At 44.0% G+C, this 15,750-nt stretch carries 15 protein-coding genes; 12 read left to right on the top strand and 3 right to left on the bottom strand.

What is annotated here, in order from left to right; genetic code table 11:
• Nucleotides 1-13: 13 nt before the first annotated feature.
• The 6 genes from AX677_RS04170 to AX677_RS04145 all read left to right on the top strand — a co-directional run bounded on the left by AX677_RS04170 (nucleotide 14) and on the right by AX677_RS04145 (nucleotide 6,776).
• Entirely contained in the window at nucleotides 14-874 is an 861-nt protein-coding gene (locus tag AX677_RS04170; RefSeq protein WP_060976272.1) for a DNA/RNA non-specific endonuclease, read from the top strand.
• A gap of 176 nt (nucleotides 875-1,050) precedes the next feature.
• The gene (locus tag AX677_RS04165) at nucleotides 1,051-1,770 is read left to right on the top strand and encodes a matrixin family metalloprotease (RefSeq protein ID WP_049553467.1); all 720 of its coding nucleotides are present in this window, start codon (nucleotides 1,051-1,053) and stop codon (nucleotides 1,768-1,770) included.
• A gap of 4 nt (nucleotides 1,771-1,774) precedes the next feature.
• Complete coding sequence (locus AX677_RS04160) at nucleotides 1,775-2,140, top strand: hypothetical protein (RefSeq protein ID WP_060976271.1); 366 nt, start codon at nucleotides 1,775-1,777, stop codon at nucleotides 2,138-2,140.
• 99 nt (nucleotides 2,141-2,239) lie between these two features.
• On the top strand, nucleotides 2,240-4,135 hold the full coding sequence (locus tag AX677_RS04155; protein WP_060976270.1) for an ABC-F family ATP-binding cassette domain-containing protein: 1,896 nt from the start codon (nucleotides 2,240-2,242) through the stop codon (nucleotides 4,133-4,135).
• A 517-nt stretch (nucleotides 4,136-4,652) separates the two neighbouring features.
• Nucleotides 4,653-5,516 carry an XRE/MutR family transcriptional regulator gene (locus tag AX677_RS04150; protein WP_060976269.1) on the top strand — a complete coding sequence of 288 codons (864 nt, stop codon included), beginning with the start codon at nucleotides 4,653-4,655 and terminating at the stop codon, nucleotides 5,514-5,516.
• Between the two features lie 78 nt (nucleotides 5,517-5,594).
• The gene (locus tag AX677_RS04145) at nucleotides 5,595-6,776 is read left to right on the top strand and encodes an MFS transporter (protein ID WP_060976268.1); all 1,182 of its coding nucleotides are present in this window, start codon (nucleotides 5,595-5,597) and stop codon (nucleotides 6,774-6,776) included.
• 18 nt (nucleotides 6,777-6,794) lie between these two features.
• On the opposite strand, the gene AX677_RS04140 is transcribed toward AX677_RS04145, so the two are convergent.
• Genes AX677_RS04140 through murT form a run of 3 tightly spaced genes read right to left on the bottom strand, consistent with a single transcriptional unit; the run spans nucleotide 6,795 to nucleotide 9,199 of the window.
• A complete protein-coding gene (locus AX677_RS04140) occupies nucleotides 6,795-7,052 on the bottom strand; it encodes a LapA family protein (protein WP_060976267.1) in 258 nt (85 codons plus the stop codon).
• A gap of 18 nt (nucleotides 7,053-7,070) precedes the next feature.
• Complete coding sequence (gene gatD, locus AX677_RS04135) at nucleotides 7,071-7,856, bottom strand: lipid II isoglutaminyl synthase subunit GatD (RefSeq protein ID WP_060976266.1); 786 nt, start codon at nucleotides 7,854-7,856, stop codon at nucleotides 7,071-7,073.
• Nucleotides 7,856-9,199, bottom strand: a complete 1,344-nt coding sequence (murT, locus tag AX677_RS04130; RefSeq protein WP_060976265.1) for a lipid II isoglutaminyl synthase subunit MurT — start codon at nucleotides 9,197-9,199, stop codon at nucleotides 7,856-7,858. Before murT ends, gatD begins: the two co-directional genes overlap by 1 nt.
• A gap of 232 nt (nucleotides 9,200-9,431) precedes the next feature.
• Between murT and cdaA the strand changes: the two genes are divergently transcribed.
• The 6 genes from cdaA (at nucleotide 9,432) to obgE (ending at nucleotide 15,750) form a co-directional block, all read left to right on the top strand.
• Complete coding sequence (gene cdaA / locus AX677_RS04125) at nucleotides 9,432-10,280, top strand: diadenylate cyclase CdaA (RefSeq protein ID WP_060976264.1); 849 nt, start codon at nucleotides 9,432-9,434, stop codon at nucleotides 10,278-10,280.
• A complete protein-coding gene (locus AX677_RS04120) occupies nucleotides 10,268-11,032 on the top strand; it encodes a YbbR-like domain-containing protein (protein WP_002921744.1) in 765 nt (254 codons plus the stop codon). The genes cdaA and AX677_RS04120 overlap by 13 nt, the downstream gene beginning before the upstream one ends.
• Nucleotides 11,033-11,126: 94 nt before the next feature.
• The gene (glmM, locus tag AX677_RS04115; RefSeq protein WP_060976263.1) at nucleotides 11,127-12,479 is read left to right on the top strand and encodes a phosphoglucosamine mutase; all 1,353 of its coding nucleotides are present in this window, start codon (nucleotides 11,127-11,129) and stop codon (nucleotides 12,477-12,479) included.
• A 128-nt stretch (nucleotides 12,480-12,607) separates the two neighbouring features.
• Nucleotides 12,608-14,143, top strand: a complete 1,536-nt coding sequence (locus AX677_RS04110) for an Ig-like domain-containing protein (protein WP_002932998.1) — start codon at nucleotides 12,608-12,610, stop codon at nucleotides 14,141-14,143.
• Nucleotides 14,144-14,260: 117 nt separating this feature from the next.
• Nucleotides 14,261-14,389 (top strand): DUF4044 domain-containing protein, encoded by a 129-nt coding sequence (locus AX677_RS09045; protein WP_002895969.1) that lies wholly within the window; start codon nucleotides 14,261-14,263, stop codon nucleotides 14,387-14,389.
• Nucleotides 14,390-14,439: 50 nt separating this feature from the next.
• Entirely contained in the window at nucleotides 14,440-15,750 is a 1,311-nt protein-coding gene (gene obgE / locus AX677_RS04105; RefSeq protein ID WP_002906917.1) for a GTPase ObgE, read from the top strand.

Below are 15,750 nucleotides of genomic sequence, written 5' to 3'. Positions count from 1 at the left end.
TGAAAGAAAAAAGATGAAAAGAAAGACTAGTCAGAAAAGGAATTCTAAGAGCCTGCAAGGCTGGGCTGGGCTGACTCTGGCTTTGATTTTAGCTCTGGCTGGCTATTTCTGGGGACAGGAAGGTCAGCAGCCACTTCAGAGTCCAAATTCAAAAATCAGAGTTGGGCAAGTCCAAGATCAGGGCACCCCTAGCCAGGAATTGGCTGAGAGCGTTCTGACGGATGCTGTCCGAGCTCAGCTTAAAGGCAGCATTGAATGGAATGGAGCTGGCGCCTTTATCGTGAATGGGAATAAGACAGACTTGGATGCGGGGATTTCTAGCAAACCCTACGCTGACAATAAGACCAAGCTTGTACAAGGGCAAACCCTTCCGACAGTGGCGAATGCCTTTTTATCCAAGTCTACCCGCCAGTACAAAAAACGGGAAGAAACTGGAAATGCCAACACTTCATGGGTACCGGCAGGCTGGCATCAACTCAAGAACCTCCCTGGTGAGTACAATCACGCTGTGGACCGCGGACATCTCTTGGCCTATTCGCTGATTGGTGGTTTGAAGGGCTTTGATGCTTCTACTAGCAATCCTGCCAATATCGCTGTGCAGACGGCCTGGTCCAACCAAGCCAATGAAGCGGATTCGACAGGGCAGAATTACTATGAGACAAAGATCCGGAAGGCTTTGGATAAGAACAAGCGAGTGCGCTACCGGGTAACCTTGATTTATGCCACGGAGACTGATTTAGTGCCAGTTGGTTCTCATCTAGAGGCCAAGTCCAGCGATGGCAGTCTGGAATTCAATGTCTTTATTCCGAATGTGCAAAAAGGGATTCGTTTGGACTATAATAGTGGCAGGGTCAGTCTGGATAGAGGTTCTTAATTTGATACTCAAAAATGGATTTGCAAAGAGTATTCAATAGTATGAAAAGAAATGGTTGCAGATTTGTAGTCATTTTCTTTTATACTAATAGATGAAAGAAGGCGAATTTTTCAGTCTTTTTTAAGAAAGCGGTGGTAAAATCAACGTTCTCTTACAATCTAGTAAAGGAGGTTGCGATGGGACTTATTTTTAAAAGCATCCGGTTCCTCATGCGTCTGATTGGGCGCGTGGTTTGGGGACTTGCCTGGTCCTTTGTCCTGAGCTTTATGGTTATTGTCGGAATTTTCTATTTTACCACTTCGACAGAGCCGGGCACCGAGGGACTGACGCAGGCTGTTCAGACAGCTGTTGGCAGAGTGGATCAATTTTTAAATCACCAAGGCATTTCCACGGGGCTTCACAGCAGTGAGGAGACGCAGACGGATCAGCTGACAGATGAGCATGCAACAACAGGGGCTCGTTGGGATCAGCCAAGTGCCACGATTTATATCGATACAAATAATGAAACCTTCCGTTCAGCCTATAAGGAGGCCATTGATTCTTGGAATCAAACAGGTGCCTTCACCTTTCAAATCATCAATGACAAAGACAAGGCGGACATTGTTGCGACAGAGATGAATGATGGCAACGTCAGTGCAGCTGGTGAAGCTGAGTCGCAGACCAATCTCCTAACCAAGCGGTTTACCCATGTTACGGTTCGCCTTAATAGTTACTACCTGCTGGACAGTCGCTATGCTTATTCTCATGAGCGGATTGTCAATACAGCAGCGCACGAATTGGGCCATGCTATCGGATTAGACCATAATGAGGAGGAATCAGTGATGCAGTCAGCGGGCTCATTTTACAGTATCCAGCCGACAGATATCCAGGCTGTAAAAGACTTGTATCAATCGTAAGCCTATGTTAAAATCTATTTTTTATTTGATTCGACATTTTCCAGAGCAAGTTTTTCTCTTTGTTTTTAACTCAGGAATCTTTGTCTGGCTATGGAAAAGCGGCAATGAGATTGCCAACCATCTAGGAGTGACAGCGGCTTGGGAAAATCATGTTCCGGCGCCCATTCAGGTCTTCTTCGGCCAGAATATTGAGGCAGTTCAGGGATTTTTTCACAATTCCGCCTTTATGTGGCTAGTCGGGTCCATGATTATCCTTCTGGTTATTCGTCTGATCAAGGGAATGATTAAATTTGTTGTCTTTGCGGTTCTGATTCTGCTGGGAATTTATCTGATTTTGCAGAATCAATCTATTCTCAATAGTTTTATGTAAGGCAGTCTGGTATGACTGTCTTTTTTCTTTTGGGGAGCTGAGTTCGCTTTCTCTTGAATTCTGATAGCTGTGCTTCTGGAAATCTGCTATAATGGTCTTATGATTATTTTACAAGCAAGCAAGATTGAACGCTCTTTTGCAGGGGAGCTTCTTTTTGACAATATTAACCTGCAGGTGGATGAGGGCGATCGGATTGCCCTCGTCGGTAAAAATGGAGCTGGGAAGTCAACCCTGCTCAAGATTTTGGTGGGCGAGGAAGAGCCTACTTCTGGTCAGATCAATAAAAAACGAGATCTTTCCCTGTCCTATCTGGCACAGGACAGCCGCTTTGAGTCGGAGAATACTATCTACGACGAGATGCTGCTGGTCTTTAATAGTCTGCGCCAGCAAGAGAAGCGTTTGCGGCAGATGGAGCTGCAAATGGGAGAATTGTCGGGGGAAGCCCTGACTGCACTCATGACCCAGTACGACCAGCTGTCAGAGGACTTTCGCCAGAAAGGTGGTTTTACCTATGAGGCTGATATTCGAGCGATTTTGAATGGCTTCAAGTTTGACCAGTCCATGTGGCAGATGAAGATTTCTGAACTGTCAGGCGGGCAGAATACCCGTCTGGCGCTGGCTAAGATGCTGTTGGAAAAACCAGAGTTGCTGGTACTGGACGAGCCGACCAACCACTTGGATATCGAGACCATTGCCTGGCTGGAGACTTACTTAATCAACTACAGCGGTGCCCTGATCATCGTCAGCCACGACCGCTATTTCCTAGACAAGGTTGCGACCATCACGCTGGATTTGACCAAGCATTCCTTGGATCGCTATGTGGGTAATTACTCTAGCTTTGTGGTCCAAAAGGAGCAGAAGCTAGCCACTGAAGCCAAGAACTATGAAAAGCAACAGAAAGAAATCGCTGCGCTGGAGGACTTTGTCAATCGCAATCTAGTTCGAGCCTCCACTACCAAGCGAGCTCAGTCCCGTCGCAAGCAGCTGGAAAAGATGGAGCGTTTGGACAGGCCGGAGACCGGCAGTCGCTCGGCTAATATGACCTTCCAATCCGATAAAGTTTCAGGCAATGTTGTGCTGACCTTGGAAGATGCAGCTATTGGCTATGGCGAGGAAGTCCTGTCGGAGCCAATTAACCTTGATATTCGCAAGTTTAATGCGGTAGCTATTGTCGGGCCAAATGGGATTGGAAAGACGACCTTGATTAAATCACTAATCGGTCAAGTGCCCTTCATCAGAGGCAAGGAGCAGCTGGGAGCTAATGTGGAAGTGGGCTACTATGACCAGACCCAGAGCAAGCTGACTCCCAGCAATACGGTTCTTGATGAGCTATGGAATGACTTCAAGCTGACGCCAGAGGTCGAGATTCGCAATCGCTTAGGCGCTTTCCTCTTCTCGGGAGACGATGTCAAGAAGTCTGTCGGCATGCTATCAGGTGGAGAGCGGGCGCGTCTGCTCCTAGCCAAGCTGTCTATGGAAAACAACAACTTCCTCATCCTCGACGAGCCGACCAACCACCTGGACATTGACAGCAAGGAAGTGCTGGAAAATGCCCTGATTGACTTTGACGGTACCCTGCTCTTTGTCAGCCATGACCGTTACTTTATCAATCGCGTGGCCACCCAGATTATCGAGCTCTCTGAGACAGGCTCTACCCTTTATCTGGGTGATTATGACTACTATCTGGAGAAAAAGGCAGAGCAGGAAGCCTTGCGTGAGGAGACGGAGCAGGTCGATTCTGATAAGCCTGCCCCAGCCAATGACTATCAGCTTCAAAAGGAAAACCAGAAAGAACAGCGCCGACTGGCCCGCCGCTTAGAACAACTGGAAGCGCAAATTGAGGATTTGGATAGTCAGATCAGTCAGCTTCAGGAAGCCATGCAGGCTACCAACGACGCCAGTGAACTCATGGAGAGCCAGCAGCAAATCGACCAGCTGACTGCCGCCCAAGAAGAAGCCATGCAAGAGTGGGAAGAACTTGCGGAGAAGGTGTAGAAGTATGCAGTTCCTGTGAGAAATGAGCTCCCCAGAGCTCAGAATGCTTAATTCACATATGAAATCAGCCAAAAAAGATTAAAAAACGAATTTTTACAGGTGGAATTTCTGATTTTATGGCAAAAAGGAAGATTCTTCATGAAAGATTTTTTCCCCTGAGAACAAGAGACGAATTTTTACATATGTTCTGAGATTTTTTCGAGGAAAATAAACTATTCTTCAAGCAATCTAAGTTCTTTTAAAGACAAGTCAGTCCGTCAGATTTTCTGAAAAGCTATTTTGGAGCGAAATGACTCTGTCAGATTTTCTGACGATTGCTCTGAGAGCAAATCCCGAACTTTCTATTTTCTGACGAGCTCTTTTAGCAGAATTTGCCTTTTCCAATTTTCAGCCGATAAGATTTTGACGAAAAGAGCTTCGTCTGAAAATAAAATCCGAACAAGGAGCGGTGAAGGTAGTTTTGAAAGAGCGACAAGGGGAGCGAAACAGCAATTAAAGGAATTTAAGTGATAAACAAATGGAAGATTTAGGCAAAGTTTTTCGTGATTTTCGTTTAAATGGACATTATTCTTTGAAGGAAGCGGCGGGTCAGGTTTGCTCGACTTCTCAGCTGTCTCGTTTTGAGCTGGGTGAGTCGGACATGACCCTCTCAAAATTTTTAGATCTCTTGGACAATATTCATGTGACCCTTGAAAATTTTATGGACAAGGCAAGGAATTTCCAGCAGCATGAGCATGTGGCCATGATGGGTAAGATTATCCCTCTTTACTACTCAAATGACATCAAGGGATTTCAGGACTTGCAAGCGGAGCAGTTGGAAAAGGCCAAGGCCAGTAGCGCTCCTCTTTACTATGAGCTGAATTGGATTTTGATGCAGGGCTTGATTTGTCAGCGAGACAGCCAGTTTCGTATGAGGCAAGAGGATTTAGATAAGGTGGCTGATTATCTTTTCCAAGTGGAAGACTGGACTATGTATGAGCTGATTCTTTTTGGCAATCTCTATAGCTTCTATGATGTGGACTATGTCTACCGTCTGGGCAAGGAAGTTATGGAGCGGGAGGACTACTACAAAGAAATCGGTCGCCATAAGAGACTAGTCTTGATTTTAGCGCTCAATTGCTACCAGCATTGTTTGGAAAGCTGTTCTTTTGATATGGCTAGTTATTTTGAGGCTTACGTAGAGAAAATCATTGGCAAGGGCATCAAACTCTATGAACGCAATGTGTTCCTCTATCTCAAGGGTTTTGCGGCTTATCAGAAGGGACAGAAGAAGCAGGGAATCAAGCAAATGCAGGAAGCCATACACATCTTTGAAGTGCTGAATTTACCTGAGCAAGTCGCCTATTATCAAGAGCATTTCGATAAGTTTGTAAAAGCATAATTTCCCAAATATGGGAAAAATAAAGAACCTCCCTCCATTCCTGATACAATAGTTTCAGAAATGGAAGGAGGTATTTTTATGAATCGACAGGCAGCACAGCTGATTACACGGGCTGCTATTAATAAAATTGGGAATATGCTTTATGACTATGGAAATAGCGTCTGGCTTGCTTCTTTAGGAGCTCTGGGACAGACAGTCTTGGGCATTTATCAGATATCAGAGCTAGTTACTTCCATCTTATTCAATCCTTTGGGGGGAGCTATTACGGACCGCTTTTCCAGGCGTAAGGTTTTGATGGTAACAGATTTGATTTGTGCAGGTCTTTGTCTGCTGATTTCTTTTATTTCAAATGACCAGCTCATGATTGGAGCGCTGATTTTTGCCAATGTAGTTCAGGCTATAGCCTTTGCTTTTTCTCGGCCAGCTAATAAGTCTTATATTACCGAAATTGTAGACAAGGAAGACATTGTAATCTACAATTCTCATCTGGAATTGGCCTTGCAGGTTATCAGTGTCTCAGCTCCTGTTTTATCTTTTATTGTGATGCAGTATGCAAATTTGCGCGTGACCCTTCAGCTAGATGCTCTCAGCTTCTTTCTGGCTTTTGCCTTGGTTTACTTTCTACCTAATCATGAGCCAAGCAAGCAGAAGTCTCCCATCAATCTTGGCAATATCCTGAGAGATATCAAGGAAGGGCTAGTCTATATCTGTCAGCAAAAAGAAATTTTCTTTCTGCTCTTGGTAGCTTCTGCAGTCAACTTTTTCTTTGCGGCCTTTAATTATCTATTGCCTTTTACTAATCAGCTCTATGAAAAGACAGGCTCTTATGCAACTATTCTGAGTTTGGGTGCTATAGGCTCAATCATCGGAGCCATTCTAGCCAGCAAGGTTAAGGCCAGTATGGGCAACTTACTTGTAGCCCTGCTATTGACTGGTGTCGGAGTCGCAGTCATGGGTGTCTCTGCATTGCTACCAGTTCATCCCTATTTTTCTTATTCTGGTAATCTTATCTGTGAGCTCTTTATGACTGTTTTCAATATTCATTTCTTCAGCCAAGTTCAGACCAAGGTGGACAAGCAGTATCTAGGTCGCGTTTTCTCAACGATCTACACACTGGCAATTTTTTTCATGCCTCCTGCGACTTTTCTGATGACTCTTCTGCCGAGTGTCCATACCTTTTCCTTTCTTCTGATTGGTTTCGGAGTGATGGGATTGGCTTTGATTTCCTACCTTTATCAAAAGAGAATACAAAAAGACTAGGCTGGAATAATTTCCAACCTAGTTTTCTGTATGGGAATTTTTAAGTGCTTCTTTGTTTTTTTTAAGTTCTTTTTTCAGCGAGAAATTTTTTAACATGCTGATGAGAAAGGTCGTGACAGAGCCTAGGAGCACTGAGACCAAAATCAATATGATTAAGGGAAGTTTGAAGCTGAACAAGATAAAGCTAACATTGACGCTCTGCATATTGGCTAAGGAAATACCAGCAACCAATAGAATGGTAATTAAAAGCAGAATATAATGCAATTTTTCTTTCATGGTGATTCTCCTGTTTATCTATTCAAACTCGGCCTTGCTCTTGATATCTCCATATTCTTCTGGGATTTCTTGGGCTAGGATATCTTCATAAGCGGCCAGTTCAATATCTGAGCCATACTTATTTTTCAGAGCTGTGGTCACCAGACGGTAGGCCAAGTTCGCATTGCGGGACAAGATAGGGCCGTGAAAGTAGGAGCCAAAGACATTTTTATAATGAACACCTTCGCAACCATCCTCTTGGTTGTTGCCATTTCCATAGACGACTTTGCCCAGAGGTTTTTCATTGTCAGCGAGGAAAGTCCGTCCTTGGTGATTTTCAAAGCCGTAGTAGGTTTCATCGAATTCTTCGTTATGAATCTTGATGTCACCGATATAGCGGTTTTTGGTCTGGTTGAGGGTATAGTGACCCATGATGCCCAGACCTTCAATTCGACGGCCAGAAGCCTCGATATAGTATTGGCCTAAAAGTTGGAAGCCACCGCAGATGGCTAGCACTACGCCGTTTTCATTAATAAAGCTTTCCAAAGCTTCTTTTTTAGCTGGCAAGTCACGAGCCACGATCGTTTGCTCATAGTCTTGACCTCCGCCAAAGAAGACGATGTCGTAGCTGTCCTTGTCAAAGTCATCTTCTAGAGAGACGATATCGACTTCAACCCTAGCGCCTAGCTTTTCAGCCACATACTTGAGCATGAGGACATTGCCGTTATCGCCGTAGGTATTCATGAGATTGCCATAGAGATGAGCAATCTTTACTTCGTAGCGATAGTCCTGGTTTTCAGGAGAAGTGAGGGATCTGTATACCATTAGTTCATCTCCTTTCTGACCACTTGTCGTTCTGCTAGCAACTCGCGGAATTCTAGCATGGCAGTATAAGTTGCTAAGATATAGGCATGCTTGGTTTCTTGCTGTTCAATGGTCTTAAAAACTGCATCCAAATCTTTGACTTCAGTAATCTGATCTGCTGGATAGCCCGTTACCCGCAGTCGACGCGCTATCTCAGAGTGGCGTACACCGCCTGCGATGACATGAGGAATCTCCATCTCTAGAATCTTCTCAAAGTTAGCATCCCAGATCCAGCTGGTATCAATGCCGTCTGCATAGTTGGCATTGAGGAGGACGGACAAGCTAAAGTCAAAGGGTGCCAGTCCAATCATATCCAGTGCTTGGGTGGCTCCGACCGGATTTTTAATCAAGACTAAGGTACATTCCTTATCGCCGATTTTAAAAGTTTCCTGACGGCCAAAGACAGCCCGGCTCTTGTCAAAGCCAGCCTTAATAGTAGCCGGCTCAACACCAAAGAACTGAGCCACTGATACAGCGGCCAAGGCATTGTAGATATTATAAAGACCGCCGATATTGATTTGATAGTCTTGACCATCAATGGTAAAGGCAGAGCGGTTATGCTCAAGCGTTTTGAGAGCGGTCAGGCTGTAGTCAAGCTTAGGACGTTTGAAGCCGCAGTCCTCACAGATATAAGCCCCCAGATTGGCATAGGTGTTGAGCTCGTATTTGAGGATATGCTCGCACTTGGGACAGAGGATGCCCTCAGTATTGTAGTGAGCCAGCTGAGGCTGACCTTTCTCGGTATCAAATCCATAGTAGCGGACAGGATTCTTCAGGCTGACCGAGTTAAAGAGGGGGCTGTCGCCATTCATCAGCACAGTCGCTTGAGGCACTTTAGCTGCAGCATCCAGAATCATTTGGTAGGTCGTATAGATCTCGCCATAGCGGTCCATCTGGTCTCGGAAAATATTGGTAAAGACGAAGAGGCTAGGCTTGATATAATCACAAATCCGAGATAGGCTGGCTTCGTCTATTTCCAGCACAGCGATATTTTTTTCAGATTTGCCTTTCTTAGCGGTCAAGAAAGTTGTCGTAATCCCCGTAATCATGTTGGCACCGCTGGGATTGGTCACCACTTCTCCGAAGGCTTCCTTGAGAATGCCTACTGTCAGAGCTGTAGTCAGAGTTTTACCATTAGTTCCGGTAATAACCACGACCTCATAGTTCTTTGCTAGGTTTTGCAAAATATTTTTATCAAATGTCAGGGCAACTTTCCCCGGCAGAGTCGATCCACGCCCCATTTTGCTGAGAACAAAGTGGGAGGACTTGCCCGCCAAGAGGCCCAAGGCTGTATTTATCTTCATAAGAAATATTTTATCATAAAAAAGTAAAGAAGGTTACAGAAAAATATTGACAAACGTGATATAATGGGTTGGTAAGTCTTTAAGCATTAAGACCCACTGTAAAATAAAAAGAGAGAAGTTAATTGAGTGAACTCTAATTACAAGATAAAATCAGGCTGTTACTAGATTTAATAAGTTCGATTTGTTGCTACAGCTGTTTGATTTTGCTTGTAGAGGAGTAGGAAGTCTAAGTATGAATTTTCAACAACTAACCAATCTCCAATATTGGGCCAGTTTGTTTTCTGACCCTTGGAGGATTGTAATTAATATTATTGACGTCGCTATCGTCGCATGGATTCTATATTATCTAATCAAAGCCATTGCCGGTACCAAGATTATGATTTTGGTCCGCGGGGTGCTCTTCTTTATCTTGGCACAGTTTTTTGCCAATATCATCGGCTTGACCACCATTTCTTGGTTGATCAATCAGGTCATCACTTACGGGGTCATTGCGGCCGTGGTGATTTTCTCGCCTGAGATTCGGGCAGGATTGGAAAAGCTTGGCCGAGCAACGGATATTTTTTCTGCGACGCCCATCAGTAACGAAGAAAAAATGGTTCAGGCCTTTGTCAAGTCCGTTGCCTATATGAGTCCGCGGAAAATCGGGGCTTTGGTGGCCATTCAGGGAACCCGCACCTTGCAGGAGTACATTGCGACAGGGATTCCCTTGGATGCAGATGTATCGGGAGAGCTACTAATCAACATTTTTATCCCAAATACGCCATTGCACGATGGAGCTGTCATTATAAAAAACAATAAAATTGCGGCTTCCTGTGCCTACCTGCCTCTGACAGAAAGCAGCGGTATCTCTAAGGAGTTTGGAACCCGGCACCGCGCAGCTATTGGCCTGTCTGAAGTATCCGATGCGTTTACTTTTGTTGTTTCAGAAGAAACAGGTGGTATTTCTACCACGCACAATGGAATTTTCAAGCATGATTTGACTTTGGATGAGTTTGAGACAGAGCTGAGAAAGGTCTTCTTATCAGAGCAGGACAAGCCAGCAGGTTTGAAAAAACGCTTCATGGGAGGATGGAAGAAATGAAAAAACGTAAAAAAATTCTTTATATCATCTCTTCGTTTTTCTTTGCCCTAGTGCTTTTTGTCTATGCAACCTCTAGCAGTTATCAAAACAATACTGGAGTTCGACAGGTCACATCTGAAACTTATACCAATACGGTTTCCAATGTGCCGATTGATATCAAATATGACAGCGAGAATTACTTTATCAGCGGCTTTACTTCTGAAGTTTCCGTCGCTCTGACAGGCTCCAACCGGGTCAATCTAGCCAGTGAAATGCAGGAAAGCACTCGAAAATTTAGAGTCGTTGCTGATCTTTCCAAGGCTACAGAAGGCACAGTAGAGATTCCGCTAAAAGTGGAAAACCTACCGAGCGGTCTGACTGCTACAGTCACTCCGCAGAAGATTTCTGTTAAGATTGGTAAAAAGGCCAGCAAGAAGGTTGAAGTTCGCTACCTCATCACAGACAGCCAGGTGGCTGAAAATGTGTCTATCAGTGGTGTGACCTTGGAAAATAAGGAAGCTACAGTTACCAGTGACGAGGAGACCCTGTCTAAGATTGAATATGTCGTAGCTATTCTTCCGACCAATGTCATTATCACTGGCAACTACAGCGGGACAGCACCGTTGCAGGCGGTTGATGGACAGGGAAATGTCATGCCGAGCGTGGTGACACCATTTGAAACGACTATGCGTGTCAACACTAAAACAGCAGACAGCTCAGGCTCGTCCTCCTCTAACAGTAGCTCAAATACGAGCTCATCAAATAAAAACTAAATAAAATTTTGAAAATAAACTTGGATTAAAGCGTTCTGCCTTGCTTGCAGCCTAAATCTTTACATCCAGGTCTTATGAAAGGAAACTATTTATAATGGGTAAATACTTTGGAACTGATGGTGTTCGCGGAGAAGCAAATGTGGAATTAACGCCGGAATTGGCCTTTAAACTTGGCCGCTTTGGTGGTTATGTTCTGAGTCAGCACGAAAGTGAAGTTCCTCGGGTCTTTGTTGGCCGGGACACTCGAATTTCAGGAGAAATGCTGGAAAGCGCCTTGGTTGCAGGACTTTTGTCCGTTGGGATTCATGTCTATAAATTGGGTGTCATTGCAACGCCTGGTGTAGCTTATCTGGTCAAGTCAGAGAAAGCCAGCGCCGGAGTCATGATTTCTGCCAGCCACAATCCAGCTTTGGATAATGGTATCAAATTCTTTGGTGGTGACGGCTATAAGCTGGATGATGAGTGTGAGTTGGAAATCGAAGCTTTGCTGGATGCAGCAGAAGATACTTTGCCACGTCCAAGCGCAGAAGGATTGGGTGACTTGGTGGACTATCCAGAAGGACTGCGCAAGTACCAACAATACTTGGTTTCAACTGGCTTAGAACTAGAAGGAATGCATGTAGCTTTAGATACGGCCAACGGTGCGGCTTCAACCAGCGCCCGTCAGATTTTTGCGGATCTAGGCGCACAGTTGACGATTATCGGAGAAAATCCAGATGGCCTCAATATCAATCTGAATGTTGGCTCTACGCATCCAGAAGCTTTGCAGGAAGTAGTTCGTGAGTCTGGTGCAGCGATTGGTCTGGCCTTTGATGGAGATAGCGACCGCCTCATTGCAGTGGATGAGAATGGTGAGCTGGTAGATGGTGACAAGATTATGTACATTATCGGTAAGTACCTGTCTGAGAAAGGCGAGCTGGCGCAGAATACCATTGTTACGACCGTCATGTCTAACCTAGGCTTCCATAAGGCTTTGGAGCGTGAAGGTATTCAAAAGGCTGTGACCGCAGTCGGTGACCGCTATGTTGTAGAGGAAATGCGCAAGAATGGCTACAATCTAGGTGGCGAGCAGTCTGGGCATGTTATCATCATGGACTACAATACGACAGGTGACGGTCAGCTTTCAGCTGTGCAATTGACCAAGGTCATGCAGGAAACAGGTAAAAAACTATCTGAATTAGCTTCTGAAGTAACCATCTATCCGCAGAAACTAGTCAATATCCGTGTGGAAAACAGCATGAAAGATAAGGCGATGGAAGTTCCAGCTATCAAGACGGTGATTGAGAGAATGGAAGCCGAAATGGCTGGCAATGGTCGAATTTTGGTTCGTCCGAGCGGAACAGAGCCTCTGCTGAGGGTCATGGCTGAAGCACCAACTGACGAAGAAGTAAATTATTATGTAGATACCATTGCTAATGTTGTTCGAGATGAAATTGGGATTGAGTAATAAACGTAAAGAAACTGAGACATAATGTCTTGGTTTTTTGGGTCTTAGTTGCATAATTAAACACTTTAAGGCAAAATGTTGCAAAAAAGACATGTAATTGGTATAATAAGCATTGAAAGGAGCATAAAATGAAAGATAAAAATAATATTTTTCTTAAAATTTTAATTTTATTAGCCGCTATTATTGTAGGTGGTCGTTTTGCTGCGAATGTTAATGCATCAGAAATTACTGAGTATACTAATGAAGTAATTATGACTAAGAACGGGGCACAAATAACTAAAGATACTACCGTTATTAGTAATGAAGCTTTGGAAGTTACAAGTAACTTTGCTTTTCCTGATTCTCAAGTAATTAGTTCTGGAGATACTTTGACATTTGCTTTGCCAAAAGAGTTAACTTTAATCACACCATTGAATTTTCAGGTCTTTGATGTGGTAAATGATAAAGGAGAAGTCGTTGGTTCAGCTAAAGCAGATCCAACAACTCAGGCAGTTACGGTCACTTTCTCAGACTACTTTACTCGATTGCCTGAGAATAAGAAAATGTCGTTGAGATTCAACGTAAAAGTTAATAATGAGACTGTACCAAATTCTACAGCACTTCAGTTCAGATTTGGTCAAACAGAGTTTTCTTTCCAATATAAAAAAGACGATGGTTCTGCTGGTGAGTATGAGATGAAATACGGCTATCAGGATAAATCCGATCCGAACATTGTTAAATGGCGTATTATCTTGAATGCAAGACAAGATATGCTTCGTGATATGGTAATTTCTGATAACTTTGGTGATGGCCTGACATTAGTTCCAGGAACACTGCGTGCAGTTCGTTATGCTCCTGTAGATGGTGGGATTCGTAATGAAGCACACTTGCTGAGCTTGCCTGTTCTGGATAATTTCACTAAAAAAGCAGTTCTCTCAAAAAATGACAAAGGCGAAGCTAATGGTTTTACCATTAATTTTGGTGATAACTACAATTGGCCAATGTACATTGAGTATTCTACTCGTGTGCCTGAAGGCACAAAAGTAGGAAGTGTGGTTAATAACCAGCTTTCTTGGACTGCAAGTAATTTTCCAACAGCTAGAACGATTACTAAATCAGTTCGTTTGGAAGAAGGTTCTGGTAATGGTAGTGCAGAAATTCAAAAGGATGTCCTAATTCACGCTAAGAAAATATTAGTAGGCGAGAAGAAATTAGAAAAAGGTCAGTTTACTTTCGGACTCTATGATGCGGATGGTAATTTGGTACAGACTGCAACTAACGAAGCTGATGGTTCGATTAACTTTAACGCTTTAAACTATAATGCTGAGGGTACTTATAGCTATACCATCAAAGAGATTCCTGGGGACAGTCCAGATTATATCTATGATGATAAGGAAGCTAAATTAACTGTTAAAGTAACAAATGTGAAAGGTGAATTCTTAGGTGCTGTTACTTATGATGCAGAGCCTACATTCACTAATACTTATCGAGCTCACGATCCTGGACAATCTAAAGAGAAAGATCCAAAAGGGGAAGATCCAAGTAGTCAAGAAACAGGAAAACCAGCTACTAAGAAAGTTTTACCAAAAACTGGTCAAGAAACGACACTTTGGCTGTCAGTTGCAGGTTTGGCAATCTTAGTTGGCTTTGGAAGCTATGTCTTTCTTCAAAAAAAGACTAGATAAAATTCAAAGGTTTTAAGAGTTTTCTCTTAAAGCCTTTTTACATACTTTTCCATTTGAAAAAACGGAGTAATCATGTTAGAATAGACCTAGTAATTTTTAAAGGATAGAGGTGTTATCGTGGCTTTTGGAGATAACGGACAACGTAAAAAAACAGGATTTGAAAAATTGACGATGCTGGTCGTGATTATCATGCTCATCGTGACAGTTGGAGCTATCTTTGCTTCCGCTCTCAGCGCAATCTTTTAATCCAAACGCTTCAGGGCGTTTTTTTAGACTAGAAAAAGAGAATAGAAAAAATGAGTATGTTTTTAGATACGGCCAAGATTCAAGTTAAGGCTGGCAATGGTGGCGATGGCATGGTGGCCTTTCGCCGTGAAAAATATGTTCCTAATGGCGGTCCTTGGGGCGGTGATGGCGGTCGTGGCGGCAATGTTGTTTTTGTTGTAGACGAGGGCCTGCGCACCCTGATGGATTTTCGCTACAATCGCCACTTCAAGGCTCAGTCTGGTGAAAAGGGTATGACCAAGGGTATGCATGGCCGTGGAGCTGAGGACTTGATTGTTCGTGTACCGCAGGGGACGACGGTTCGTGATGCTGAGACGGGCAAGGTGCTGACGGACTTGGTAGAAAATGGCCAAGAATTTATCGTAGCGCGTGGTGGCCGAGGTGGTCGTGGAAATATCCGCTTTGCAACGCCTAAAAATCCTGCTCCAGAGATTTCTGAGAACGGAGAACCAGGTCAAGAACGGGAGCTTCTGCTTGAGCTTAAGGTCCTAGCAGATGTTGGTCTGGTTGGCTTCCCATCTGTCGGAAAATCAACTCTGCTTAGTGTTATCACAGCAGCTAAGCCTAAGATTGGTGCCTATCATTTTACGACAATCGTGCCCAATCTAGGAATGGTTCGTACTCACTCTGGAGAGTCCTTTGCAGTAGCAGATCTACCAGGTTTGATTGAGGGAGCCAGCCAAGGGGTCGGACTGGGAACTCAGTTTCTCCGTCATATTGAGCGGACACGGGTCATCCTGCATGTCATCGATATGTCAGCTAGTGAGGGGCGTGATCCTTATGAGGACTATCTAGCTATCAATAAAGAGTTGGAATCCTATAATCTTCGTCTTATGGAGCGCCCGCAGATTATTGTTGCTAACAAGATGGATATGCCAGATAGTGCTGAAAATCTCAAGGTATTCAAAGAGAAATTAGCGGCTAATTATGATGAGTTTGCGGAGCTGCCACAAATCTTCCCAATTTCCAGTCTGACTAAGCAAGGACTTGCGACTCTCTTGGATGCGACTGCAGAGTTACTGGATAAGACACCAGAGTTCTTGCTTTATGATGAGTCTGAAATGGAAGAAGAAGCTTACTATGGCTTTGACGAAGAAGCACCAGCCTTTGAAATTTCTCGTGATGATGATGCGACTTGGGTGCTGTCTGGTGATAAACTTGAGAAACTTTTTAATATGACTAACTTTGACCGCGATGAGGCAGTCATGAAATTTGCCCGTCAGCTGCGTGGTATGGGCGTTGATGAAGCCCTTCGTGATCGCGGAGCCAAGGATGGGGATTTGGTTCGCATCGGCAAGTTTGAGTTTGAATTCGTTGACTAA

The sequence above is a fragment of the Streptococcus sp. CCH8-C6 genome (assembly GCF_001557225.1).
GTDB lineage: Bacteria > Bacillota > Bacilli > Lactobacillales > Streptococcaceae > Streptococcus > Streptococcus sanguinis_C.
Note: the sequence above shows the minus strand (reverse complement) of the source record. Positions and strands in the feature narration are given on the sequence as shown.